Source organism: Pseudomonas sp. R-28-1W-6, from assembly GCF_009799925.1.
Lineage (GTDB): Bacteria > Pseudomonadota > Gammaproteobacteria > Pseudomonadales > Pseudomonadaceae > Aquipseudomonas.
In genome coordinates this window covers 1-26,033 of sequence record NZ_WELK01000007.1, presented here as the reverse complement: position 1 = coordinate 26,033, position 26,033 = coordinate 1, and the positions used below count along the sequence as shown (strand labels likewise).

Here is a 26,033-nt window from a genome sequence, read left to right as displayed (position 1 = left end):
ACCCGCAATGGAACAAGCCCTGTTGATCGTCTGGCGCGAGAGCGTCGAGGCCCTGCTGGTGATCGGCATCCTGTATGCCTGGCTGCGCCGCCAGCCCGGCCAGCAGCGTGCCCTGCTGCACCTGTGGGCCGGGGTCGGCGCCGGCCTGCTGCTGGCCGGGCTGCTGGCCGCGCTGATGGCCCTGGCCGGCAACTGGATGAGCGGCCCGGGTGGGGAATGGTTCCAGGCCGGCCTCAGTCTGCTCGCCTGCGTGCTGATCCTGCAGATGGTGCACTGGATGGCCCGCAACGGCGGGCAACTGCGCCAGCAGCTCGAACAACAGGCCGACAGCGCCCTGCAGCACGGCCGCCTGGCCAGCCTGGCGCTGCTGGTGGCCCTGGCGGTGGCGCGCGAAGGCAGCGAGACGGTGATCTTCCTCTACGGCGTCAGCGCCTCGGCCAACCCCGCCAGCCTGGCGCTGGGCGCGGGCCTGGGCCTGCTGCTCGGCCTGCTGTGCTTCGCCCTGCTGCAGGCCGGCAGCCGCTTCATCGCCTGGCGCCAGTTCTTCCTGGTCAGCGAAGTGCTGCTGTTGCTGCTCGGCGGCGCCCTGCTGATGAGCGCGGTGGACCGCGCCAGCGGCCAGTGGATGGCCCTGGACCTGCCCGAACACATCTACGCCCTGCTCAGCGAGCCGATGTGGGACAGCTCGGCGCTGCTCGACGACGGCAGGAAGCCGGGCGCGCTGCTGGCCAGCCTGAGCGGCTACCGGGCCATGCCTTCGGCCCTGCACGTGGGCCTGCTGGGCTACTACTGGCTGCTCGCCTGGAGCCTGCTGCGGCCGCCGCGGAGGGTTCTGCAGAGCCGCGCGGCATGAACGCCGCGCTCAACCGCCGGCTCACCCGCCTGGGCCACGCCATGCGCCGCCACGCCGGACTGATCCGCCGGTTGCAGTGGCTGGTGGTGCTGGTCTACGCCGCTCTGCTGGTGATCCCCGCCCTGCTGCCCCTGCCGCCAGGCTCGGCGGGCCTGCTGGACAACCTGACGCTGCTGGCCCAGTTCGTGTTCTGGGGCCTGTGGTGGCCGTTCGTGCTGCTGTCGATCGTCCTGTTCGGCCGCCTGTGGTGCGGCGTGCTGTGCCCGGAAGGCTCGCTCAGCGAATGGGCCAGCCGACACGGCCAGGGCCGCGGCACCCCGCGCTGGATGCGCTGGGGCGGCTGGCCGACCCTGGGTTTCCTGCTGACCACCCTGTACGGCCAGCTGATCAGCGTCTACGACTACGCCCAGGCCGCCCTGCTGATCCTCGGCGGCTCGACCCTGGCGGCCATGCTGGTCGGCTACCTGTACGGCCGCGGCAAGCGCGTGTGGTGCCGCTACCTGTGCCCGGTCAGCGGGGTGTTCGCCCTGCTGGCCAAACTCGCCCCCGTGCATTTCCAGGTCGACGAGGCGCGCTGGCAGGCCAACGCCGCACCGCACCTGCCGCCGCCCAACTGCGCGCCGCTGCTGGATATCCGCCGCATGCGCGGCGCCTCAGACTGCCACGCCTGCGGCCGCTGCAGCGGCCAGCGCGATGCGGTGCGCCTGATCGCCCGCTCCGGCAACGAGGAAATCGTCCGCTACGGCGCCGACGGCGACACCACCTGGGAGGTGCGCCTGCTGCTCTACGGGGTGATCGGCCTGGCCATCGGCGCCTTCCAGTGGACGGTCAGCCCCTGGTTCATCGCCCTGAAGCAAACCCTGGCCGAATGGCTGGTGCGGCGCGACATCCTCTGGCCGCTGGAAGCCGACGCGCCCTGGTGGCTGCTGACCCATTATCCGCAGCTCAACGATGCCTTCACCTGGCTCGATGGCCTGAGCATCTGCCTGTACCTGGGCGCCAGCAGCCTGCTGCTCGGCGGCGGCCTGCACCTGTTGCTCAGCGGGGCCGCCAAGCTGGCCGGGCAAGGTCCGGCCTTCGCCCGCCAGATCGCGTTGTGCCTGCTGCCAACCGGCGCGGCCGGGCTGTTTCTCGGCCTCTCCGCCACCACGGTCAAGCTGCTGCGCTACGAGGGCCTGGCCCTGCTCTGGGTGCCTAGCGTGCGCGCCACGCTGCTGGCCGCCGCCCTGCTCTGGAGCCTGCACCTCGGCTGGCAGGTCTGCCGCGCCCTGACACCCGCACAACGCCTGCCGATCCTGGGCGCCCTGCTGCTGGCCAATCTGCTGATCGCCACGACCTGGTGGCTGCAGTTCTGGGGCTGGTAAGACGCGCTCGATAGCGGTTGGCGCAAGCCGTTGGCTCTGCGTGCGTCATGCGCACCGAAGACTCCGCACGGACTTACCGGTGCGCACGGCGCACCCTACGGCATGATGCAGACTGCAGCTCCGGGAGCAGTGAGAAACCCGGCACCCCGCAAGCCGCTGGCGCTGGCTCTGCGTAGGGTGCGCCATGCGCACCGAGGGCTCTGCACGGGTTTGCCGGTGCGCCCGCAAGTCGCAGGATTCCGCTCAGGCCTCACGCAGCTCGAAGCGGGGAAACAGCTGCTGCAGATAGGGCCATAGCTGGGCGGCTTCGGCCGGCATCGGCGCGGCGCCCAGTTGCGGGTCGAGCATCTGTTGCGGGCGGGCCAGCTGCACCACGAAGCGCTGCACGCCAAGCGCCGCCAGGCGTTCGCCCAGGCGTTGCAGGCGCTGGCAGTCGAACAGCTGCCAGTGCACGGTGGTGCGGCATTCGTAGTCCACCCCGCTGTCCAGCAGCAGCTCCAGGCTGTGCCAGTTGGCCTGGCCGCTGCCGGTGACCCCGGTGATCAGCTCGGCCTCTTCCTCCAGCGCCTTGACGTCGAAGCCGACCCAGTCGCACAGCGCCAGCACGCGGCGGAACGAGGTCGGCTTGATCCCGGCACTGTGCAGGCCGACCTTGAAGCCCAGTTCGCGCACCTTGCGCATGGCCCCGGGCAGGGCCTTCTGCAGGGTCGCCTCGCCGCCGCTGAAGACCACCGCGTCGAGCAGGCCGCGGCGCTTGCGCAGGAAGCGCAGCACCTCGTCCCAGCTGATCGGGGTGGGCACCTTGGCGCGGATCAGCTCCGGGTTGTGGCAGTAGCGGCAGCGCCAGGCGCAGCCCTGGCAGAACAGCACGCAGGCCAGGTGTTCGGGGTAGTCGAGGGTGGTCATCGGCAGCAGCCCGCCGATGCGCAGCGGTACGTCCAGCGGGCCACTGCCGAAGGACTGACAAGGACTGTTCATGACCACCTCCTGAAGGTACAGATGACAAAGCCAGACCCGCGCTTATCACCGCACGGGCCTGGCCGGATGACGCCGCTGGCGGCCTATTTGGGTTCGCAGAAGTGCTGGCGCTCGCGGTGCTCGGACTGCTTGCCCGGATTGAAGGCCGCCACCGGGCGGTGGTAGCCCATCACGCGGGTCCAGACTTCGCAGCGCTGGCGTTGGGCTTCTGGCAGTTGCATGGCTTGGTTCATGGTGTTGCTCCTTGCTGTGGGTGAATGTCTTTATCCGCCGCAGGCGCCGCAGCACTGCTGCTTGTGCAGCAGGGCCTCGTCGCACTTCGGACAGAACTCGTGCTCGCCGGCCAGGTAGCCGTGCACCGGGCAGATCGAGAAGGTCGGGGTAACGGTCAGGTACGGCAGGCGGTAGCGACTGAGAGCGGTGCGCACCAGCTTCTTGCAGGCCTCGGCCGAGGACACCCGCTCGGCCATGTACAGGTGCAGCACGGTGCCGCCGGTGTACTTGCACTGCAGCTCGTCCTGCAGCTCCAGCGCCTCGAACGGATCGCTGGTGAAGCCCACCGGCAGCTGCGAGGAGTTGGTGTAGTACGGTGCATCCAAGCTGCCGGCCTGGAGGATGTCGGGGAAGCGCTTCTTGTCTTCCTTGGCGAAGCGGTAGGTGGTGCCCTCGGCCGGCGTGGCCTCGAGGTTGTACATGTGCCCGCTTTCCTCCTGGAACTCGACCAGGCGGGCGCGCACGTGGTCGAGCAGGCGGATCGCCAGTTCGCGCCCGGCCTCGCTGTGCATGCCGTCGCGGTCGCCGGTGAAGTTGCGCAGCATCTCGTGCAGGCCGTTCAGGCCGATGGTGGAGAAGTGGTTGCGCAGGGTGCCCAGGTAGCGCCGGGTGTAGGGGTAGAGGCCGGCATCCATGTGGTGCTGGATCACCTTGCGCTTGACCTCCAGGCTCTCGTAGGCCATCTGCAGCAGCTGGTCCAGGCGCAGCAGCAGGCCGTCCCAGTCCTGGCGGTGGACATAACCCAGGCGCGCGCAGTTGATGGTCACCACGCCGAGGGAGCCGGTCTGCTCGGCCGAGCCGAACAGGCCGTTGCCGCGCTTGAGCAGCTCGCGCACGTCCAGCTGCAGGCGGCAGCACATCGAGCGCACCTGGTTGGGCTGCATGTCGGAATTGAGGAAGTTCTGGAAGTACGGCAGGCCGTAGCGCGCGGTCATGTCGAACAGGCGCGTGGCGTTGTCGCTGTCCCAGGGGAAGTCGTGGGTGATGTTGTAGGTCGGGATCGGGAAGGTGAACACCCGGCCCTTGGCGTCGCCGGCCATCATCACCTCGATGTAGGCGCGGTTGATCAGCTCCATCTCGGCCTGCAGCTCGCCGTAGCAGAACGGCATCTCCACCCCGCCGATCACCGGCACCTGCTCGCGCAGGTCTTCCGGGCAGACCCAGTCGAAGGTCAGGTTGGTGAAGGGCGTCTGGGTGCCCCAGCGCGACGGCACGTTGAGGTTGTAGATGAACTCCTGCAGCGACTGGCGCACCTGGGCGTAGCTCAGCTGGTCCTTGCGCACGTAGGGCGCCAGGTAGGTGTCGAAGGAGCTGAAGGCCTGGGCCCCGGCCCACTCGTTCTGCAGGGTGCCGAGGAAGTTGACCATCTGCCCGAGGGCGCTGGACAGGTGCTTGGGCGGCCCGGCCTCGACCCGCCCGGGGATGCCGTTGAGGCCCTCGTGCAGCAGGGTGCGCAGCGACCAGCCGGCGCAGTAGCCGGCGAGCATGTCGAGGTCGTGGATATGCAGGTCGGCCTCGCGGTGGGCCCAGCCGATCTCGGCGCTGTACACCTCGTCCAGCCAGTAGTTGGCGGTGACCTTGCCGGACACGTTGAGGATCAGCCCGCCGAGGGAATAGCCCTGGTTGGCGTTGGCCTGCACGCGCCAGTCCTCGCGGGACAGGTATTCGTTCATCGACGCGGCCACGTCGACCAGGCTGCGCCGGTCGCGGCGCAGCCGGCCATGGCGTTCGCGGTAGACGATATAGGCGCGCGCCGTGGCGTAGTAACCGGCCTCCATCAGCACCAGCTCGACCTTGTCCTGCACCTGCTCGACGCCCAGGCTGTCGAACTCCAGCAGACGGGCCAGCACCGCCTCCATCAGGGCCTGGGCATCGGCGGCGTGGAACTCGCCGCTGGCCTCGCCGGCCGCGGCGATGGCGCGCTGGATCTTGCTGCTGTCGAATGCCGCTTCACTGCCGTCGCGCTTGTACAGCAGGGTCGGCCGATAGGGTTGTTTACGCGGAAGCACTTACCACCTCCAAACACATCATGTAGTTATTGTTTAGCACATCAAACACAACATGCTGTGCAATCTACGGCTTGGCGGCACTAACGAATTGATCATGATCAAGAATGCGCAAAAGCCGAACGTGATCGGCTTCGCGCCTGCGGCAAACGGCATCGCCGGCAGCGAACAGAGGGGGCGATCGCGCGGCGAATCCCCTCGCCCACGGCGGCTCCATGGTTTGCAAAGGCGGGAACCAAATCCGCGTAGCGGCAAGAACGAGCCATCAGGCAGCTCGGTGCCCGAGTCCCCGTCAGGAGGCCGAGTGGAGGTGTTGCGCAGGGGGACGAGCCGCAGGGATGCGGCGAGAGGCTTAAAGGGCCATGGATGGCCCTTGTAAGCCAGCCCCCGGAGCGGCACCGGAAGGAGGGAACCCGGAGCGAAGCGCAGGGCCGGATGTCGGGGGGCGCTTTCTTTTGCTTACTTTTCTTTGCGCAAACAAAGCAACGCAGCAAAGCGGAGTAACAGCCGCAGGCTGACCCGCAGGGCGAGCACAGCGAGTCAAAGTGAGTCGCCCGGGTGGGCGAAACCCAAACCATCAGCCCGCTCGGCAATCAGCTCAGCATGGTGCCCCCGAGGCCATCAGGTGCGCACGGCGCACCCTACAAAGCAGAGCTCGTGCCCACGGATGGCATGCGCCCATTCAACACGCTATTGATACATCGCCAATGAAAAATGCCCGCACCTTGCGGGGCGGGCATCTGCGCGGGCGGCGCCGTGGCGCCTGCGGGCGGCGGGTTAGACCACGCCTTGCGCCAGCATGGCGTCCGCGACCTTGACGAAGCCGGCGATATTGGCGCCCTTGACGTAGTTGATCCGGCCGTTTTCCTCGCCGTAGTGCACGCAGGCGTTATGGATGCTCTGCATGATGCTGTGCAGGCGCTGGTCCACCTCGCCGGCCGTCCAGTTCAGGCGCATGGCGTTCTGGCTCATCTCCAGGCCGCTGGTGGCCACGCCACCGGCGTTGGAGGCCTTGCCCGGGGCGAAGCAGATGCCGGCCTCGATGAACAGGTCGACCGCTTCCAGAGTCGACGGCATGTTGGCGCCTTCGGCCACGCAGAAGCAGCCGTTCTTCAGCAGGCTGCGCGCATCCTCGGCATCCAGCTCGTTCTGCGTGGCGCACGGCAGGGCGATGTCGCACGGCAGGTGCCAGGGGCGCTGGCCCGGCAGGAAGTTCAGCTGGAACTGCGCGGCCATCTCGCTGAGGCGGCCACGGCGGACGTTCTTCAGCTCCATCAGGTACTGCCACTGCTCTTCGCTGAGGCCGTCCGGGGTGTGCAGGGTGCCTTCGGAATCGGACAGGGACACCACCAGGCCGCCCAGTTCCATGACCTTCTGCGCGGCGTACTGGGCCACGTTGCCGGAGCCGGAGATAGTCACCCGCCGGCCTTCGAAGCCGCGCTCGATGCGCTTGAGCATTTCCTGGGCGAAGTACACGCAGCCGTAGCCGGTGGCTTCCGGACGGATCAGGCTGCCGCCGTAGGTGATGCCCTTGCCGGTCAGCACCGAGGTGAACTGGTTGGACAAGCGCTTGTACTGGCCGAACAGGTAGCCGATCTCGCGGCCGCCGACGCCGATGTCACCGGCCGGCACGTCGAGGTCGGCGCCGATGTGGCGGTACAGCTCGCTCATGAACGCCTGGCAGAAGCGCATCACTTCGTTGTCGCTCTTGCCCTTGGGGTCGAAGTCCGAGCCGCCCTTGCCGCCGCCCATGGGCAGCGAGGTCAGCGAGTTCTTGAACACCTGCTCGAAGGCGAGGAACTTGAGTACGCCGAGGTTGACCGAGGGGTGGAAGCGCAGGCCGCCCTTGTACGGGCCGATGGCGCTGCTCATCTGCACGCGGTAGCCGCGGTTGACCTGCACCCGCCCGGCATCGTCGACCCAGGACACGCGGAACAGGATGGCGCGCTCCGGCTCGACCATGCGCTCGACGATGCCGGCCTGCAGGTAGCGCGGGTTGGCTTCGAGGAACGGCCACAGCGAGCGCAGCACTTCTTCCACGGCCTGGTGGAACTCGGGCTGGTCGGGATCGCGCTGCTTCAGGCGGGAGAGGAAAAGGTCGACGGACTCGCTCATGTGGATACCCCTGCAATGCCCATGCGGCTGGGCAGATCGACTAAAAAGTGCGCCGCACTCTATCAGCCGACAAGGCACTGCAATAGTGCAATATGTCGCTTTGATGAATCTTTTTGGTGCATTTATGTAAAAAGCTGGGCAAATCCAGGGCTTTGCCTGCGTCTATGGCTCACTCCGGCCCCGGCCAGCTCCGCGCAGGGAAACGCATCGAATTGGTGCGCACGGCGCAGCCTGCGCCTCATGGCCGTGCACGCTAGGGCGCCGCGCAAGCCCGCCAACCGCTGCACGCAACAAAAAAAAGGCCGCGCGAGGCGGCCGAAGGGAGATTGGCTCGATTCAGCCGCCGCTGGCGTTCATGAAGCGCAGCACCTGCACCTCGCCGCCGACGCTGAATTCGTGACGCAGCGGCTTGCGTGCCAGGCCGGCGTGGATCGCCTGCAGCAAGGGCGCGTCGCTTTGCGGATGGCGGCGCAGCAGGGCGCGCAGGTCGATGGAGTTCTCGTGGCCCAGGCACAGCAGCAGGCGCCCTTCCACGGTCAGGCGCACGCGGTTGCAGGTGCTGCAAAAGTTGTGGCTGTGCGGCGAGATGAAGCCGATGCGGCTCTCGGGGAAGTCCTTGAGGCGCACGTAGCGCGCCGGCCCGCCGCTCTGCTCGGCGCTGTCGAGCAGGCTGTAGCGCTCGGCGATGCGCTCGCGCACCCAGTCGCTGGAGCAGTAGCTTTCGCCGCGCGAGCGGCCCACCTCGCCCAGCGGCATTTCCTCGATAAAGCTGATGTCCAGACCGCGGTTCACCGCATAGTCGACCAGGTCGAGCACCTCGTCGGCATTGCGCCCCTGCATCACCACGGTATTGAGCTTGACCCGGGCAAAGCCGGCGGCGCTCGCCGCGTCGATGCCGGCCAGCACCTGGGCCAGCTCGCCGGTGCGGGTGATCGCCCGGAAGCGCTGCGGATCGAGGCTGTCCAGGCTGATGTTGAGGCGCTTGACCCCGGCGTCGGCCAGCGGCTGCGCCAGCTTGACCAGCTGCGAGCCGTTGCTGGTCATCACCAGTTCGCGCAGCCCCGGCAAGGCGGCGATCTGCGCGCACAGCTGGACGATGCCCTTGCGCACCAGCGGCTCGCCGCCGGTCAGGCGGATCTTCTTCACCCCGTTGCGCACGAACAGCGCCGCCAGGCGGTACAGCTCCTCCAGGCCGAGCACCTGCTGGCGCGGCAGGAAGGTCATGTCCTCGGCCATGCAGTAGACACAGCGGAAATCGCAGCGATCGGTCACCGACATGCGCAGGTAATCGATACTGCGGCCGAAGCCATCCTGCAGAATGCTATCCATCACGCGCTCCCCGGTTGCCTGGGCGACCCCTGTCGCCCGGCCCTGTGATTACTGCAGCAGTGGCGAGTCGGCGCCTTCCAGGACGATGCCCTGGATGTCCGCCTCACCGATCAGGCTCTTGATGTACTGCACCACCGCCACCTGCCAGACGCGCTGGTCCAGCTCGGCACGGATGGAGCCCTCGACCACCTCGAAGGGCAACTGCTCGCCCTCGATGCGCTGGTCGACCCACACCAGATGGAAGCCGTAACGGCTTTCCAGCGGGCGCCCGGCCAGGCCCAGCGGCAGGCGGAATAGCTGCCGCTCGAACTCCGGCACGGTCTGCCCCTGGCTGATCTGCCCGAGCGCCCCGCCCTGCAGTTTCGACGGGCAGGCCGAATGGGCCGCCGCCAGCTCAGCAAAACGAGTGCCATCGGCCTGCAGCTGCGCCAGCAACTCCTGCGCCTGCTCGCCCACCCGGCTGCGCTCCTCGGCGTCGTCCGCCTCGCAGGCCAGCAGGATATGCCGCGCCGCCAGCAACGGGGCACTGGCAAAGCGCGCCCGGTTGTTTTCGTAATACTGCCGGCAGGCGGCCGCGTCGGCGTGCGGCAACGGCACCTCCTGCTCGATCAGCGCACGGGTGGTCGCCTCCTCCTCGCTCTCCCCGGCCTGCACCTGGACCTGCAGGCCCAGGGTCGCGATCCGCTGCTGCAGCAGCTCGCGGATCACCAGCGCCTGGCTGGCGAGGAACACCGCTTCCTGGCGGGTATCGGCCGGGTGGTACTGCAGCTCCAGGGCAATCGCCTGGGGCTCGATGGCCACCCCGTTGACCTTGATCCGCGGCCACTCCTGCTCGCTGGTGGCGATCAGCTCGGGGGCTGACTCGCCCTCCTCCTCGTCATCGGCTTGGGGCTCGTCGGCAACGGCCGGCTCGAACGCCTGCACGCCAGCCTGGCTCGCCTCCACCGGGAGTTCCTGAGCCGCGCCGCCGGCGCAGCCACCACCATTACCGTTACCACCGCATCCACAACCCATTTCACACCTCCACACATTCGTTTGGTGATGGATACGCCGCAAACGGCGGTACCCACCCTACATCCGAGTCAGGGGGATCGGCCTGCCGACGCGCAGCCGATCCAGTCATTCTTAGCCTTTCTGCCGGACGATCTGGTAGCGCCGACCCAGGTACCACACCGGGGCACTGACGATGTGCACCAGGCGGGTGAAGGGGAACAGCACGAACAGGGTCAGGCCGAGGAACACGTGCAGCTTGTACACCAGGCTGACCGGGGCGATGCTCGCGGCGGCGGCCTGCGGCTGCAGGGTCACCACCTGCTGCGCCCAGTTGGCCAGCAGCACCATCACCGAACCGTCCATGTGCGCGGTCGAGGCGACGATGGTCAGCAGGCCGAGCACCAGCTGCGCCAGCAGCACCAGCAGGATCATGATGTCGGAGGCGCTGGAGCTGGCCCGCACGCGATCGTCGAACAGCCGGCGCTTGAGCAGCATGAGCAGGCCGATCAGGCACAGGAAGCCGAAGAAGCCCCCGGACACCATGGCCAGCAGCTGCTTGTTCTGGGTGCTGATGACGCTGTGGTAGATCGCCTCGGGGGTCAGCAGACCGACGAAGTGACCGGCCAGGACGAACAGCACGCCGACGTGAAACAGGTTGCTCGCCGCACGCATGTAGCGCTGCTCGGCCGCGGTGCGGTTGAACAGCTGGCTGGAGCCGGCCTTCCAGCTGTACTGCGACAGGTCGAAGCGCGCCCAGCTGCCGATGATGCAGATGGCCAGGGCGATATAGGGATAGATCCCGAACAACAGCAGATTGACGTTAGACATTGCGCACCTCCGGGGCCACCGTCACGGCCGGCCCATCGACCTTGAAATCCACCCAGTGCAGCGGCACCGGCACTTCCTCACGCACCTTGCCCGGCAGCGTGGTCTGGCTCGGGCAGCGGTCCTGCTGCTCGGCCTGCATGAAGTCCACGGCCTCCTCCTCCCAGATCTTGTCCAGCGCCTCCAGCGAGTCGTCGCGCACTTCCGCGGCGACCTGCTCGCGCACCTCGGCCACGGCCTGCTGCGGCTGCACGCCGGCAATCTGCAGCAGGGCCTGGAAGCAGGCGGCGTAGGGGCATTCGCGCTCGTCCAGCCGCGCGGCCAGCAAGGCCAGCAGATGGGATACATCGGCCAGGCCCTCGCGGGCCTCAAGGTCCTCGCGGGTGGCCAGGTACTCCAGGTACAGCGGGATGTAGTCAGGCAGCTCGCGCACGCCGATGGCGAAACCGGCCTGCTCGTACTGGCCCATCAGGTCGACCATGGCCTGGCCACGGTCGCGCGATTCGCCATGCACGTGCTCGAACAGCAGCAGCGACAGCGAGCGACCGCGGTCGAACAGCTCGCAGTAGCGCTCCTGCACGTCCATCAGGTCGCCACCGCTCAGCTCGTCGAGCAGCTCGATCAGCGCACTGCGCTGCTCCGGGCTGATCTCGCGGGCGCGGCCGATGGCCTCGTCCAGTTCACCCTGCGCATCGCGCAGGGCCTCGGTGGGGTAGTCGAGCAACAGGGAAATCACCTTGAGAATTTGCATGCTCAGTCCTCCCACAACTGCACGGTTTTCAGGATGTCGCGCTGGTTGGCCTTCTTCGCCCCGAACATGTTGGTGTCGGAGCTGCCGCTGCAGCCGCTGCCGAAGCTGAAGCCGCAACCGGAACGCTCGGCGAAGGCGTCGCTCATGGCCTCCTCGCGGTGCGCGGTGGGGATCACGAAGCGGTCCTCGTAGTTGGCGATGGCCAGGTAGCGGTACATGTCCTCGACCTGGGCCACCGACAGCCCGACGTCCTGCAGCACCTTGAGGTCCTGCACGCCATCGACCTGCTCGGCGCGCTTGTAGGCACGCATCGCCAGCAGACGCTTGAGGGCCAGCTTGACCGGCTGCACGTCACCGGCGGTGAGCAGGTTGGCCAGGTAGCGCAGCGGGATGCGCAGGCTGTCGACGTCCGGCAGCACGCCGTCCATGCTGACCTTGCCGGCGGTGGCGGCGTTCTGGATCGGCGACAGCGGCGGCACGTACCAGACCATCGGCAGGGTGCGGTATTCCGGGTGCAGCGGCAGGGCCAGCTTCCAGTCCACCGCCATCTTGTACACCGGCGACTTCTGCGCGGCGTCGATCACCGACATCGGCACGCCATCGGCCAGGGCCTGCTTGATCACCTTGGGATCGAACGGGTCGAGGAAGATGTCCAGCTGCTTCTGGTACAGGTCCTGCTCGTTTGGCGTACTGGCCACTTCGGCGATGCGGTCGGCGTCATACAGCAGCACGCCGAGGTAGCGGATGCGCCCCACGCAGGTTTCCGAGCAGACGGTGGGCATGCCGGCTTCGATGCGCGGGTAGCAGAAGATGCACTTCTCGGATTTGCCGCTCTTCCAGTTGAAGTAGATCTTCTTGTACGGGCAGCCGCTGATGCACATGCGCCAGCCGCGGCACTTCTCCTGGTCGATGAGGACGATGCCGTCCTCCTCGCGCTTGTAGATCGCCCCGCTCGGGCAGGAGGCCGCGCACGCCGGGTTGAGGCAGTGCTCGCACAGGCGCGGCAGGTACATCATGAAGGTGTTTTCGTACTCGCCGTAGATATCGGCCTGCACCTGGTCGAAGTTCTTGTCCTTGCGCCGCTTGGCGAACTCGGTACCGAGAATCTCCTCCCAGTTCGGGCCCCACTCGATCTTCTCCATGCGCTTGCCGGTGATCACCGAGCGCGGCCGGGCGGTCGGCTGGTGATCGCCGAGCGGCGCGGTGTGCAGGTGCTGGTAGTCGAAGTCGAACGGCTCGTAGTAGTCGTCGATGCTCGGCAGGTCCGGGTTGGCGAAGATGTTCGCCAGCACGCGGAACTTGCCGCCGATCTTCGGATTGATCGAGCCGTCCTTGTTGCGCACCCAGCCGCCCTTCCACTTGTCCTGGTTTTCCCACTCTTTCGGGTAGCCGATACCGGGCTTGGTCTCGACGTTGTTGAACCAGGCGTATTCCATGCCTTCGCGGCTGGTCCAGACGTTCTTGCAGGTGATCGAACAGGTGTGGCAACCGATGCACTTGTCCAGGTTCAACACCATGCCAATTTGTGAGCGAATCTTCATGGCATCAGTCCTCAGATATCTTGCGGCAGGGGTTGCGGCAGGTCGTCGCCGTTGGGACCGTCGAGCCAGTCGACCTTGTCCATCTTGCGCACCACGACGAACTCGTCACGGTTGCAGCCCACGGTGCCGTAGTAGTTGAAGCCATAGGCCAGCTGCGCGTAGCCGCCGATCATATGGGTGGGTTTCAGGACTACCCGGGTCACCGAGTTGTGGTGGCCGCCGCGAGTCTTGGTGGTCTCGCTGCCCGGCATGTTCACGATGCGCTCCTGGGCGTGGTACATCATCACCATGCCCTCCTTGACGCGCTGACTGACCACCGCCCGGGCGACCAGCGCACCGTTGGCGTTGAAGCACTCGATCCAGTCGTTGTCCTCGATGCCGGCCTTCTTCGCGTCGACCTCGCTCATCCACACGATCGGCCCGCCACGGCTCAGGGTGAGCATGATCAGGTTGTCGGTGTAGGTGCTGTGGATGCCCCACTTCTGGTGCGGGGTGATCCAGTTGAGGACGATCTCCGGATTGCCGTTGGACTTCTTGCCCTTCACGTAGTCGATGGTGCGGGTGTTGATCGGCGGCCGGTAGCTCATCATCTGCTCGCCGAAGGCCTGCATCCACGGGTGATCCTGGTAGAACTGCTGGCGCCCGGTGATGGTGCGCCACGGGATGTACTCGTGGACGTTGGTGTAGCCGGCGTTGTAGCTGACGTGCTCGTCTTCCAGGCCTGACCAGGTCGGGCTGGAGATGATCTTGCGCGGCTGCGCCTGGATGTCGCGGAAGCGGATCGCCTCGTGCTCCTTGGGCAGCGCCAGGTGGCTGTGATCCAGGCCGGTGAATTCCGACAGCGCGGCCCAGGCCTTGACGGCCACGTGGCCGTTGGTTTCCGGGGCCAGGGAAAGGATCACCTCGGCCGCATCGATGGCCGACTCGATCTTCGGCCGGCCCTGGCTGACGCCCTCCTCGCGCACCTTGTAGTTGAGCTCGCCGAGGAACTCGACTTCATCCTCGGTGTTCCAGTTGATGCCCTTGCCGCCGTTGCCCAGCGTGTCCAGCAGCGGGCCGAGGGAGGTGAACTTCTTGTAGGTGTTCGGGTAGTCGCGCTCGACCACCGCCATGTTCGGGCAGTTCTTGCCCGGGACCGGCGTCTCGCCGGCGCTCTTCCAGTCGGTACCGCCGAACGGCTGGGCCAGTTCGCCGGGGCTGTCGTGCAGCAGCGGCACGGTGACCAGGTCCTGCTCGACGCCCAGGTGCCCCTTGGCCATTTCCGAGAAGTGCTTGGCGATGCCCTTGTAGATTTCCCAGTCCGAACGCGCTTCCCAGGCCGGGTCGATGGCGGCCGACAGCGGGTGGATGAAGGGGTGCATGTCCGAGGTGTTCATGTCGTCCTTCTCGTACCAGGTCGCGGTCGGCAGGACGATGTCGGAATACACGCAGGTCGAGGACATGCGGAAGTCGAGGGTGGTGACCAGGTCGAGCTTGCCGATGGCGCCCTCGTCCTGCCACTCGGCTTCGTTGGGCTTGAAGCCGCCGCGCTTGCCGAGGTCCTCGTTCATCACGCCGTTCTTGGTGCCCAGCAGGTACTTGAGCATGTACTCGTGGCCCTTGCCCGAGCTGCCCAGCAGGTTGGAGCGCCAGATAAACATGTTGCGCGGGAAGTTGGCCGGGTTGTCCGGCTGTTCGCAGGCGAAACGCAGCGAACCCTGCTTGAGCGCATTGACCACGTACTCCTTGGGCTCCATGCCGGCGGCCTTGGCGTCGCGGGTAATCTGCAGCGGGTTCTTGTTCAGCTGCGGCGCACTCGGCAGCCAGCCACCGCGCTCGGCGCGGATGTTGTAGTCCAGCGCGTGCTCGGGGAACTGCGCCTTGTCGGCCAGCGGCGAGAGCACTTCGTGCATGCTCATCTTCTCGTGGCGCCACTGCGAGCTGTGGTTGTAGAAGAAGCTGGTGCCGTTCATCTGCCGTGGCGGCCGGCTCCAGTCCAGGCCGAAGGCCAGCGGCAGCCAGCCGCACTGCGGACGCAGCTTCTCCTGGCCGACGTAGTGGGCCCAGCCACCGCCGGTCTGGCCGACGCAGCCGCACAACATCAGCATGTTGATCAGGCCACGGTAGTTCATGTCCATGTGGTACCAGTGGTTCATCGCCGCACCGACGATGATCATGGAACGGCCATGGGTCTTGTCGGCGTTGTCGGCGAACTCGCGGGCGATCTGGATCGCCTTCTCGCGGCTGACACCGGTGATCTGCTCCTGCCAGGCCGGGGTGCCCGGTACGCTGGCGTCGTCGTAGCTGCGCGCCACATTACTGCCGCCCAGGCCACGGTCTATCCCTAAGTTGGCGGCCATCAGGTCGAACACGCTGGCGACCTTGGCGCTGCTGCCGTCGGCCAGGCTGATCGAACGCACCGGCACGCGGCGCAGCTGGATCTCCTCGCCTTCGGCATGGGCGAAGTGCTCGTGCACCTGGCCACCGAAGTAGGGGAAGGCCACTTCGGCCACTTCGCCGCTGTCGATCTGGCTCAGCTTGAGGTCGATCTCGCGACCCTCGCGGCCTTCACGGGCCTCGATGTTCCACTTGCCCTTCTCGCCCCAGCGGTAGCCGATCGAGCCCAGCGGCGAGACCAGTTCGCCACTGGCGTCGACGGCGATGGTCTTCCATTCCGGGTTGTTGTCCTGGCCCAGGTTGTTGTCCAGGTCGCTGGCGCGCAGGAAGCGGTCGGCCTGCAGGCGGCCGGCCTGGTCCTTGAGCAGCACCAGCACCGGCAGGTCGGTGTAGCGCTTGGCGTAGTCGGTGAAGTAGGCGCTCGGTTTCTCCAGGTGGAATTCCTTGAAGATCACGTGGGCGAAGGCCTGCGCCAGCGCCGCGTCGGTGCCCTGCTTGGGATTCAGCCAGAGGTCGGTGAGCTTGGCGACTTCCGCGTAGTCCGGGGTGATGGCCACGGTCTTGGTGCCCTTGTAGCGCACCTCGGTGAAGAAGTGCGCGTCCGGGGTACGGGTCTGCGGGACGTTGGAGCCCCAGGCGATGATGTAGTTGGAGTTGTACCAGTCGGCCGATTCCGGCACGTCGGTCTGCTCGCCCCACACCTGCGGCGAGGACGGCGGCAGGTCGCAATACCAGTCATAGAACGACAGGCACACCCCGCCGATCAGCGACAGGTAACGGGAACCGGCGGCGTAGCTGACCATGGACATGGCCGGGATCGGCGAGAAGCCGACCACGCGGTCCGGGCCGTACTGCTTGACGGTGTAGACGTTGGAGGCGGCGATGATCTCGTTGGCCTCGTCCCAGCTGGAGCGGATGAAGCCGCCCATGCCGCGCTTGCTCTTGTAGCTCTGCGCCTTGACCGGGTCCTCGACGATGCTGGCCCAGGCCTCCACCGGCGCCATGGTCAGACGCGCCTCGCGCCACAGCTTGAGCAGCGGCTTGCGAATCTTCGGGTACTTCAGGCGGTTGGCGCTGTAGATGTACCAGCTGTAGCTGGCACCGCGCGGGCAGCCGCGCGGCTCGTGGTTGGGCAGGTCGTTGCGGGTGCGCGGGTAGTCGGTCTGCTGGGTCTCCCAGGTGATCAGGCCGTTCTTCACGTAGATCTTCCAGGAGCACGACCCGGTGCAGTTCACCCCGTGGGTGGAACGCACGATCTTGTCGTACTGCCAGCGCGAGCGATAGACGTTCTCCCAGTCGCGCGACTCCTTGCGGGTCTCGCCATGACCGTCGGCGAACTCACCTTGCTTGCGATTGAAGAAGCGCAGCTGGTCGAGTAGGTGGCTCATTTTTTCTTCCTCTCAGGCTGAGCGCAGGCGGCCCTGCGCTCGTCATTTCTTGGGTTCGGGGGTTCGGCTTAGCAGGGCGTCTCCGCGCCCTTGCGCGAGTACCACCACCAGGTCAGCAGGATGCAGCTGACGTAGTAGCCGACGAATACGTACAGGGCGACTTCCGGGCCGCCGGTCAGGGCGATGGAGGAGCCGAACGACTTGGGGATGAAGAAGGCACCGAAGGCACCGATCGCGGAGCTGAAGCCCAGTACCGCGGCCGATTCCTTGCCGGCGGCCTTGATCGCCTGCTCCTTCTCGGCCGCGCCTTGGCCGGCGCTGAGGCGCTCGTGCAGGGTGCGGAAGATCACCGGGATCATGCGAAAGGTGGAGCCGTTGCCGATGCCGGTGGTGACGAACAGCAGCATGAACATGGCCAGGAAGCCGTAGAAGTTGCCGCTGTCGGCCTGGGTCGGCAGGAAGGAGATCACCCCGAACACCGCGGCGATCATCAGCACGAAGTTCCACAGGGTGACCCGCGCACCGCCGAGCTTGTCCGCGATCCAGCCGCCCAGCGGGCGTACCAGGGCGCCGACCAGCGGGCCGAGGAAGGCGAACTGCAGGGCGTTGACCGCGGGGAAGGAATGCTTGATCAGCAGCGGGAAGGCCGCGGCGAAGCCGATGAACGAACCGAAGGTGGCCAGGTACAGCCAGCACATCAGCCAGTTGTGCTTGCGGGTGAAGATCACCGCCTGCTCGGCGAAGGAGGCCTTGGCGCTGGCCAGGTCGTTCATGCCGAACCAGGCGGCCACGGTCACCGCGGCGATCAGCGGCACCCAGACGAAGCCGGCGTTCTGCAGCCACAGCTGGCTGCCGTCGGCCAGTTCCTGGGGCTGGCCACCGACCGCGCCGAACAGGCCCAGGCCGATCACCAGCGGCACCAGGAACTGCATGGCCGACACGCCCAGGTTACCCAGGCCGGCGTTCAGGCCCAGGGCGGTGCCCTGCTGGGCTTTCGGGTAGAAGAAGCTGATGTTGGACATCGACGAGGCGAAGTTGCCGCCGCCGAAGCCGCACAGCAGGGCGATGATCACGAAGATGCTGTAGGGCGTGTTCGGATCCTGCACGGCGAAGCCCATCCAGATCGCCGGCGCCAGCAAGGATGCGGTGCTCAGCGCGGTCCAGCGCCGGCCACCGAAGATCGGCACCATGAACGAGTAGAAGATGCGCAGGGTGGCGCCGGACAACCCCGGCAGCGCCGCCAGCCAGAACAGCTGGTCGGTGCTGAAGGTGAAGCCGATGGCGTTCAGGCGCACGATCACCGTGCTCCACACCATCCACACGGCGAAGGCGAGGAACAGCGCCGGAATGGAAATCCACAGGTTGCGGGTGGCGATGGCCTTGCCGGTGCTGCCCCAGAAGTGCGGGTCCTCGGGGCGCCAGTCCTGGATTACCGCCCCCTGCCGCGGAGGCTGGCCCATGGCCGGGTTCTTGGTTGCGGACATGCTCTGTCTCCTTCAAGCGTCGGAAGCGGAAGCCATGGGGCCGGAAGAGCCCTGGCCCATGACGGGGGTTTTGCGAACTTCGCTGAGGTACATCCAGATCAGGGAGACCCAGACCACGCCGTACATCAGCATGAAACAGGAGCTGCGCACGCCGGTCAGGTCGACCAGGGCGCCAAACATGATCGGCAGGACGAAGCCACCCAGGCCGCCGGCCAGGCCGACGATGCCGGACACCGCGCCCATGCGCTGCGGGAACTCGTCGGAGATGTACTTGAACACCGAGGCCTTGCCGAAGGCGAAGGCGATGCCCATGACGAACAGCAGCACGGTGAACAGGGTGGCGCTCAGGCCGATATGGAAGGTCTGCGGGCCGTTGACCGTCTGCACGGTGAAGTCGGTCTGCGGGTAGGACAGCAGGAACAGGCAGATCCAGCTGACCCACATCACCCACCAGGTCACGCTGTGGGCGCCCCACTTGTCCGACATCCAGCCACCGATGGCGCGCAGCACGCCGCCCGGCAGGGAGAAGGCAGCGGCCAGGAACGCCGCGGTCTGCAGGCTGAAGCCGTATTCCTGCACGTAGTACTTGGTCATCCACAGGGCCAGGGCCACGTAGCCGCCGAAGACGATCGAGTAGTACTGGCAGTAGCGCCATACGCGCGGGTCTTTCAGGGTCTTCAGCTGCTCGGCCAGCGACACGCTGCTCGGCACCCGGTGGGCCTTGTTCTCGTAGGTGAGGAACCAGAACGCCAGGGCGGTGAGGAACATGACCGCCGAGTAGACCTTGGGCACCATCTGCCAGCTGGCGGCGGCGATGATCGCCGGGGCGACGAACTTGGTCACCGCCGCGCCGGCGTTGCCGGCGCCGAAGATGCCCATGGCGGTGCCCTGGGTGCTCTTGTCGAACCACTTGGCGACGTAGGCGATGCCCACCGAGAAGGAACCGCCGGCCATGCCGACGAACAGGCCGAGGACGAGGAACTGCCAGTACTCGGTGGCGTAGCTGATCAGGTAGATTGGCAGCACGCACACCAGCATCAGGATGAAGAACACGATGCGCCCGCCGAAGCGGTCGGTGAGCATGCCCAGCGGCAGGCGGATCAGCGAGCCGGTGAGCACCGGCGTGGCAGCCAGCAGGCCGAACTGGGTTTCGTTAAGCTGCAGCAGTTCCTTGATCGGCACGCCGAGCACGGCAAACATCATCCAGACCATGAAACAGATGGTGAATGCCAGGGTACTCATGCCGAGCACCAAGCCTTGCTGGAGTTTCTGACTGGCCATGAAGGTCCTCCCGGAAATCTGTCATGGCTGCAGGCTAGACCGCGAAGACTTGAAATTCTTGACACGGATCAAGGGAAAGACCGGGCATCCGGCCCTACCATCGACCCTCCTACCACTTTAGTGATAGGCCGTTTAGAACCTTTTTAATCCATATAAATCAACAACTTAATAGATCACAGAGCACCCGGGAGCCGGCCTTACCCCCTCCTCGAACTCTTTAGAGGTAGCCGCCATGCTGGACTGGTTGAAAAGCTCTCTGCCGGCGCGTGCCGGGCTCGCGGTCCTGCTGATCGCCGCCCTGGCCTTCTCCAGCGCCTTCAGTGCCGTGCTGATCGCCTGGGTCAGCGAGGACGATGCTGCCGCCATCAACACCGCCGGTTCGCTGCGCATGGCCACCTACCGTCTCAACTGGCAGCTGGAAGCCAATGCCTCGGTCGAACGAATCCAGCACCTGCGCGACGACATGCAGCGCCGCCTGGACAGCACCGCCCTCCACCACCTGCTCAGCGAGCAGCCCGAATCGCCCCAGCAGCAGGCCTTCCAGGCCATCCTGCAGCAGTGGCAGGGGCAGCTGAAGCCGGCCCTCGAGCGCGGCGACGCGGCCGCCTTCCAGCAGCAGTCGGAAGTCTTCATTGGCCAGCTGGAGCACTTCGTCCTGCTCCTGCAGCGCCTCAGCGAGAAGCGCCAGGGCTGGCAGCAGAGCATCCAGGGCGCCGCCCTGCTGCTGACCGTGATCATCCTGCTGATCGGCATGTTCGAGCTGCAGAGCAGCGTGATCAACCCGCTGCAGGAGCTGGTCGGCGCCACCGAGCGCTTTCGCGCCGGCGACCTGGATGCGCGCATCGAATACCGCTCCGACGACGAGCTGGGGCAGATGGCCGTGAGCTTCAACAGCATGGCCGACGCCATCGAGGAGTCGCACCGCACCCTGGAGTCGCGGGTGGCGGAGAAGACGCAGAACCTGGAACAGAGCAACTCGGCCCTGGAGCTGCTCTACCAGAGCAGCCGCAGCATCGCCAGCAGCCCGGCCAACGCCGAACAGCTCGACGAGCTGATCGACAGCTTCCAGCAGCGCCTGCCCGGCCTGCGCCTGACCCTGTGCCTGCGCGGCGATGCGGCCGAGCCGGTCGAACAGCTGATCGCCCTGCACGGCAGCGAGTCGCGGGAAATCTGCTCGCGCAACGACTGCGCCAGCTGCGAGCGGCACCAGGGCCCGAGCCGCCTGATCTTCGCCGTCAGCGCCCAGGGCGACACCCTCGGCGAGCTGCGCGCGCACTACCTGGACGGCCATGTGCCGCGGCCCTGGGAGCAGGAACTGATCCAGGCCCTGGCCAACCTGATCGGCACCTCGCTGCTGCTGGAGCGCCAGCGCGAACAGGACAACCGCCTGCTGCTGCTCGACGAGCGCACCACCATCGCCCGCGAGCTGCATGACTCGCTGGCCCAGGCGCTGTCCTACATGAAGCTGCAGGTCAGCCGCCTGCAGACCCTGATCCGCCGCGGCGAACCCGGCGAGCAGCTGATCCAGGTCAGCGACGAGCTGCGCGAAGGCCTGAACAATGCCTACCGCCAGCTGCGCGAGCTGCTCACCACCTTCCGCCTGCAGATCCAGGAAGGCGGCATCGACCAGGCGTTCAACGACACCGCCCGCGAATTCGCCGAGCGTGGCAACATGCGCGTGCTGTTGCATTGCGAACCGCTGGCCTTCACCCTGACCGCCACCGAACAGATCCACCTGCTGCAAATCGTCCGCGAGGCCCTGTCCAACTGTGCCCGGCATGCCCAGGCCAGCCAGGCCTGGGTGCACCTGCGGCAGAGCGGCGAAGAGGTCGAGCTGCTGATCGAGGACGATGGCTGCGGCATCGCCCCCGGCTTCGACAGCCGCCAGCACCATGGCTTGAACATCATGCAGGAACGCGCGCGCAGCCTGGGCGGCAAGCTCGCCATCGAGCCGCGCCCCCCGCACGGCACCCGCGTGCATCTGCTGTTCTGCCCCGATTTCCTGCGTCAGCCCACCCACGAGATAGCGCAATGAGCCTTGCAAGTCCGCACACGCTGCTGCTGGTCGACGACCACCCGATGATGCGCCGCGGTATCCGCCAGTTGATTGAGCTGGAATCCGACCTGCTGGTGGTCGGCGAAGCCAACAACGGCGAGGAAGCCACCGTCCTGGTGGCCCAGCTGAACCCGGACCTGGTCCTGCTGGACAACAACATGCCGCAGCTCAACGGCGTGGAAACCCTCAAGCGCCTGCGCGACCAGGGCTATGCCGGCAAGATCCTGCTGTTCACCGTGTCCGACGCGGAGAACGACGTGCGCGACGCCATGCGCTTCGGCGCCGACGGCTACCTGCTCAAGGACATGGAGCCGGAGCACCTGATCACCCGCCTGCGCGAGGCGCTGCAAGGCAACCTGGTGGTCAGCCCGGCCCTGACCACCGTGCTGGCCCAGGCCCTGCGCTCGCCCCAGGGCGCCAGCTCGCTGGACCTCACCGAGCGCGAACGCCAGGTGCTGAAGATGATCGCCGGCGGCCTGAGCAACAAGATGGTCGGCAACAAGCTGGGCATCACCGAAGGCACGGTGAAGGTCCATGTGAAGAACCTGCTGCACAAGCTGGGTCTGCGCTCGCGGGTCGAGGCCGCGGTCTGGGCCATGGAAAACCTGCACTGAGGCCTGAGCACGCACAAGCCTCCGGTGCGCACGGCGCACCCTACGCAAGAACCGCCCGCCCCTGAAACGGGAGGGCTGGGGCAGATCGTCAACAGGCCCTAAGGCATGCCGCCGCCAATCCGCCGTAGGGTGCGCCGCGCGCACCATGGCCTGACACCGGTGGCCAACGCCACGCGTCCCTCACTGATCGTAGAGAAAGCTCGCATCGAGCTGCTCGGCACTGTCGACCGTGACCTGCAGGTCCTTGACCAGGCCGTCGTGCAGGCCGTAGATCCAGCCGTGCACGGCCAGGGCCTGGCCGCGGCGCCAGGCGTTCTGCACGATGGTGGTGTGGCACACGTTGCGCACCTGGCGCTGCACGTTCAGCTCGCAGAGCAGATTGACCTGCTGCTCCGGCTCCAGGCCGGCGAAGCGTTCCAGGTTCTGGTGATACAGCGCCTTCAGCGCGCGCAGCCAGTTGTCGATCAGGCCCAGCGCCTCATGGCCCAGGGCCGCCCGCACGCCGCCGCAGCCGTAGTGGCCGCAGACGATCACCTGCTTGACCTGCAGCACATCCACCGCGTACTGCAGCACCGAGAGGAAGTTCATGTCGGTGGCTACCACCATGTTGGCCACGTTGCGGTGCACGAACAGCTCGCCCGGCATCAGGCCGACCACCTCGTTGGCCGGCACCCGGCTGTCCGAGCAGCCGATCCAGAGAAACTCCGGGCGCTGCTGGCGCGCCAGCCGGGCGAAGAACTCGGGGTCCCGGGCACGCAGGGACTCGGCCCAGTAGCGGTTGTTGGCCAATAGCTGTTTGACATCCACGCGGCATTCCTCGATTAACCCACTCGCGCACCGAGATAGCATGGGCCAGGCCCCGCCGACTTGTCCAAAATCAAGCCCGCCCGGCGCCGCGCCGTTTAGGCTGGACACCCCTAGCCGCCCAGACCCGACCATGCGTTCGATTGTCCTGCTCAGCCTGCTCGCCCTGCTGCCCGGCCCGCTGCTGGCAGCCGCCGAACTGTCGGTGGCCGCCGCCGCCAACTTCGCCGCGCCGCTGCGCGAGCTGGCCAGGCGCTTCGAGGCGCAGCAGGGCGGCCGCCTGCTGATCTCCCTCGGCGGGACCGGCCAGCTGTACGCACAGATCCGCAACGGCGCGCCGTTCGAGGTGCTGCTGGCCGCCGACGACGCCACCCCGGCGCGCCTGGAGCGCGAAGGCCTGGCCGTGGCCGGCAGCCGCTTCACCTACGCCACCGGCCAACTGGTGCTGTGGTCGGCCCGCGCCGACCTGGTCGACGCCCAGGGCCTGGTGCTGCAGGGCGACGGCTTCCAGCACCTGGCCCTGGCCAATGCCCGGCTGTCGCCCTACGGCCAGGCCAGCCACGCGCTGCTGGCCAGGCTGGACCCGCAGGGGCGCCTGCAAACGCGCCTGGTCGAGGGGCAGAACATCGCCCAGGTGCAGCAGTTCATCGCCAGCGGCAATGCCGAGCTGGGCCTGGTCGCCTATTCCCAGGTGTTCGTCGACGGCCGCCTGCGCGCCGGTTCGGCCTGGCCGGTGCCGCCGCACCTGTATCCGCCGCTGCAGCAGGACGCCGTGCTGCTGCGGGCCGGCCAGCACAACCCGCTGGCCGGCGAGTTCCTCGCATTCCTGCGCAGCCCCGCCAGCCAGGCGCTGATCCGCCGCTACGGCTACCGCCTGTAGGCCGCCCATGCTCGCGCCGGACGACTTCTCCGCCATCCGCCTGACCCTGCAACTGGCCAGCGTCACCACCCTGCTCCTGCTCCTGCTCGGCACCCCGCTGGCCTGGTGGCTGGCGCACAGCCGCCAGCGCCTGCGCGGCGCGGTGGCCGCCCTGGTCGCCCTGCCCCTGGTCCTGCCGCCCACGGTGATCGGCTTCTACCTGCTGGTCGCCCTCGGCCCGCAGAGCCCGCTCGGCCAGCTGACCGCCAGCCTCGGCCTCGGCACCCTGGCCTTCAGCTTCAGCGGCCTGGTGATCGGCTCGCTGATCTACTCCCTGCCCTTCGTCGTGCAGCCCCTGCAGAGCGCCTTCGTCCAGCTCGGCCGCGCCCCGCTGGAGGCCGCCGCGACCCTGCGCGCCGGGCCCTGGGACAGCTTCCTGCACGTGGTCCTGCCACAGACCCGCAGCGCCTACCTGGCCGCCGCCGTGCTGGCCTTCGCCCATACCCTGGGCGAGTTCGGCATCGTGCTGATGATCGGCGGCAACATTCCGCAGCGCACCCGCGTGGTCTCCGTGCAGATCTTCAACCATGTCGAGGCCATGGACTACGCCAGCGCCCACTGGCTGGCCGGCGGCCTGCTGCTGGTGTCGTTCTGCGCCCTGCTGGCGCTGTATGGCGGCCTGCGCCAGCGAGGCCAGGCATGAACCTGCAGGCCCGCCTGCAACTGCGCCGCGGCGACTTCGAGCTGCGCCTGGCGCTGGACACGCCGCTGGCCGGGGTCACGGTGATTTCCGGGCCGTCCGGCTGCGGCAAGACCAGCCTGCTGCGCTGCCTGGCCGGCCTGGAGCGCGCCGAACCGGCCTACCTGGCGGTGGGCGGGCACTGCTGGCAGGACAGCCAGCGCCGGTTGTTCGTGCCGCCGCACCGGCGCCCGCTGGGCCTGGTGTTCCAGGACGGACGCCTGTTCGAGCACCTCGACGTGCGCCGCAACCTGCTGTTCGGCTGGCAACGCAGCGCTCCGGCCAGCCGGCGCATCGCTCCCGAACAGGCGATCCACTGGCTGGGCCTCGAAGCGCTGCTCGAACGCCGCCCCGCCCAGCTGTCCGGCGGCCAGCGCCAGCGCGTGGCCATCGCCCGCGCCCTGCTGTGCAACCCCAGCCTGCTGCTGCTCGACGAGCCGCTGGCGGCCCTCGACCAGGCCAGCAAGCGGGAGATCCTGCCCTACCTGGAGCGCCTGCACGACGAACTGCAGATCCCCATGCTCTACGTGACCCATGCCCACGACGAGATCCTGCGCCTGGCCGACCGCCTGCTCCTGCTGCACGACGGCCGCCTGCAGGCCTGCGGCCCGACCGCCGAGGTACTGGCCGGCCACGACCTGCCCGGCCAGGGCGACGACGAGGTCGGCGTGTTGCTGGACGGCAGCGTCGCCGCCTTCGATCCCCACTACCAGCTGCTCAGCCTGCGCCTGACCGGACCCCAGGGCCTGAGCCTGCGCCTGCCGGCCAGCCAGGCGGCAGCCGGCAGGCCGCTGCGCTGCCGGATTCGCGCCCGCGATGTCAGCATCTCCCACCAGCGCCCCGCCACCAGCAGCGCGCTCAACCAGCTGCCGGTGCGCCTGCTGGCCATCCGCGCGGCGCCGCATCCGGCCCATGCCCTGCTGCAGCTGGAGGCCGACGGCCATCCGCTGCTGGCGCTGATCACCCGCTACTCCCTGGAACAGCTGCAGCTGCAGCCGGGCCAGGCGCTGTGGGCGCAGGTCAAGGCCGTCGCCCTCAACTGAGCGCCACCCGCCCCCGCAGCAACAGGCGCGGCGCCAGGCCGCAGGCCGGATTGCACACCGCCCGGCGGAACTTGATGAGCATCAAGGTCGATTCGCCGCCGACGCCTATCGTCGGCCCCAACTTTGACACCCGGGAGAACCCGTATGTACCCACGCGCCAACAGTTGGATCATCCTGCCGCTACTGGCCTGCGCCACCCCCGTGCTGGCCGAAGAGGCCTTCAGCAACCTGTTCACCGAGGGCAAGCCGATCTTCGATGCGCGCTACCGCGTTGAACACGTCGACCAGGACAACGCCCTCAAGCATGCCAACGCCCAGACCCTGCGCACCCGCCTCGGCTTCCAGAGCGGCAAGTGGTACG

General features: G+C 67.3%; 18 protein-coding genes and 2 pseudogenes. 8 read left to right on the top strand and 12 right to left on the bottom strand.

Annotation, left to right across the window (positions count from 1 at the left end; genetic code table 11):
- Window positions 1-7 precede the first annotated feature (7 nt).
- Together F3I62_RS13890 and F3I62_RS13885 are read left to right on the top strand one after the other, a co-directional pair.
- The gene (locus tag F3I62_RS13890; RefSeq protein ID WP_160490236.1) at window positions 8-853 is read left to right on the top strand and encodes an FTR1 family protein; all 846 of its coding nucleotides are present in this window, start codon (window positions 8-10) and stop codon (window positions 851-853) included.
- The gene (locus F3I62_RS13885) at window positions 850-2,217 is read left to right on the top strand and encodes a 4Fe-4S binding protein (RefSeq protein ID WP_160490235.1); all 1,368 of its coding nucleotides are present in this window, start codon (window positions 850-852) and stop codon (window positions 2,215-2,217) included. The genes F3I62_RS13890 and F3I62_RS13885 overlap by 4 nt, the downstream gene beginning before the upstream one ends.
- 243 nt (window positions 2,218-2,460) lie before the next feature.
- Here F3I62_RS13885 and F3I62_RS13880 read toward each other — a convergent pair whose 3' ends face one another.
- The 11 genes and pseudogenes from F3I62_RS13880 to F3I62_RS13825 form a co-directional block, all read right to left on the bottom strand.
- The gene (locus F3I62_RS13880; RefSeq protein ID WP_372240136.1) at window positions 2,461-3,195 is read right to left on the bottom strand and encodes an anaerobic ribonucleoside-triphosphate reductase activating protein; all 735 of its coding nucleotides are present in this window, start codon (window positions 3,193-3,195) and stop codon (window positions 2,461-2,463) included.
- Window positions 3,196-3,278: 83 nt separating this feature from the next.
- A pseudogene (locus F3I62_RS13870) lies at window positions 3,279-5,477 on the bottom strand (ribonucleoside triphosphate reductase).
- 774 nt (window positions 5,478-6,251) lie between these two features.
- Window positions 6,252-7,589: an NADP-specific glutamate dehydrogenase gene (gene gdhA / locus F3I62_RS13865; protein ID WP_160490233.1), complete on the bottom strand. Its 1,338-nt coding sequence runs from the start codon at window positions 7,587-7,589 to the stop codon at window positions 6,252-6,254.
- 336 nt (window positions 7,590-7,925) lie between these two features.
- On the bottom strand, window positions 7,926-8,918 hold the full coding sequence (gene moaA / locus F3I62_RS13860) for a GTP 3',8-cyclase MoaA (RefSeq protein ID WP_160490232.1): 993 nt from the start codon (window positions 8,916-8,918) through the stop codon (window positions 7,926-7,928).
- 48 nt (window positions 8,919-8,966) lie between these two features.
- The gene (locus F3I62_RS13855) at window positions 8,967-9,932 is read right to left on the bottom strand and encodes a peptidylprolyl isomerase (protein WP_160490231.1); all 966 of its coding nucleotides are present in this window, start codon (window positions 9,930-9,932) and stop codon (window positions 8,967-8,969) included.
- Between the two features lie 111 nt (window positions 9,933-10,043).
- The gene (gene narI, locus F3I62_RS13850; protein WP_160490230.1) at window positions 10,044-10,739 is read right to left on the bottom strand and encodes a respiratory nitrate reductase subunit gamma; all 696 of its coding nucleotides are present in this window, start codon (window positions 10,737-10,739) and stop codon (window positions 10,044-10,046) included.
- Window positions 10,732-11,487 (bottom strand): nitrate reductase molybdenum cofactor assembly chaperone, encoded by a 756-nt coding sequence (gene narJ / locus F3I62_RS13845; RefSeq protein WP_160490229.1) that lies wholly within the window; start codon window positions 11,485-11,487, stop codon window positions 10,732-10,734. Before narJ ends, narI begins: the two co-directional genes overlap by 8 nt.
- 2 nt (window positions 11,488-11,489) lie before the next feature.
- Window positions 11,490-13,028 carry a nitrate reductase subunit beta gene (narH, locus tag F3I62_RS13840; protein ID WP_160490228.1) on the bottom strand — a complete coding sequence of 513 codons (1,539 nt, stop codon included), beginning with the start codon at window positions 13,026-13,028 and terminating at the stop codon, window positions 11,490-11,492.
- Between the two features lie 11 nt (window positions 13,029-13,039).
- Complete coding sequence (locus F3I62_RS13835) at window positions 13,040-16,792, bottom strand: nitrate reductase subunit alpha (RefSeq protein ID WP_160490227.1); 3,753 nt, start codon at window positions 16,790-16,792, stop codon at window positions 13,040-13,042.
- A gap of 68 nt (window positions 16,793-16,860) precedes the next feature.
- Window positions 16,861-18,252: a NarK family nitrate/nitrite MFS transporter gene (locus tag F3I62_RS13830; protein ID WP_218572876.1), complete on the bottom strand. Its 1,392-nt coding sequence runs from the start codon at window positions 18,250-18,252 to the stop codon at window positions 16,861-16,863.
- Between the two features lie 36 nt (window positions 18,253-18,288).
- The gene (locus F3I62_RS13825; RefSeq protein ID WP_160490225.1) at window positions 18,289-19,557 is read right to left on the bottom strand and encodes a nitrate/nitrite transporter; all 1,269 of its coding nucleotides are present in this window, start codon (window positions 19,555-19,557) and stop codon (window positions 18,289-18,291) included.
- Window positions 19,558-19,789: 232 nt separating this feature from the next.
- On the opposite strand from F3I62_RS13825, the gene F3I62_RS13820 reads away from it, so the two are divergent.
- Window positions 19,790-21,592 carry an ATP-binding protein gene (locus F3I62_RS13820; RefSeq protein WP_160490224.1) on the top strand — a complete coding sequence of 601 codons (1,803 nt, stop codon included), beginning with the start codon at window positions 19,790-19,792 and terminating at the stop codon, window positions 21,590-21,592.
- A complete protein-coding gene (narL, locus tag F3I62_RS13815) occupies window positions 21,589-22,227 on the top strand; it encodes a two-component system response regulator NarL (protein WP_160490223.1) in 639 nt (212 codons plus the stop codon). The genes F3I62_RS13820 and narL overlap by 4 nt, the downstream gene beginning before the upstream one ends.
- Before the next feature lie 180 nt (window positions 22,228-22,407).
- On the opposite strand, the gene can is transcribed toward narL, so the two are convergent.
- The gene (gene can / locus F3I62_RS13810) at window positions 22,408-23,034 is read right to left on the bottom strand and encodes a carbonate dehydratase (protein ID WP_372240135.1); all 627 of its coding nucleotides are present in this window, start codon (window positions 23,032-23,034) and stop codon (window positions 22,408-22,410) included.
- A 130-nt stretch (window positions 23,035-23,164) separates the two neighbouring features.
- Here can and modA point away from each other — a divergent pair, with 130 nt between their 5' ends.
- The 4 genes and pseudogenes from modA to F3I62_RS20165 form a co-directional block, all read left to right on the top strand.
- Entirely contained in the window at window positions 23,165-23,911 is a 747-nt protein-coding gene (gene modA / locus F3I62_RS13805) for a molybdate ABC transporter substrate-binding protein (RefSeq protein ID WP_160490221.1), read from the top strand.
- Window positions 23,912-23,918: 7 nt separating this feature from the next.
- The gene (gene modB, locus F3I62_RS13800) at window positions 23,919-24,593 is read left to right on the top strand and encodes a molybdate ABC transporter permease subunit (protein ID WP_160490220.1); all 675 of its coding nucleotides are present in this window, start codon (window positions 23,919-23,921) and stop codon (window positions 24,591-24,593) included.
- Complete coding sequence (gene modC, locus F3I62_RS13795; RefSeq protein WP_160490219.1) at window positions 24,590-25,672, top strand: molybdenum ABC transporter ATP-binding protein; 1,083 nt, start codon at window positions 24,590-24,592, stop codon at window positions 25,670-25,672. Before modB ends, modC begins: the two co-directional genes overlap by 4 nt.
- A gap of 144 nt (window positions 25,673-25,816) precedes the next feature.
- A pseudogene (locus F3I62_RS20165) lies at window positions 25,817-26,033 on the top strand (hypothetical protein); the annotation flags it as partial.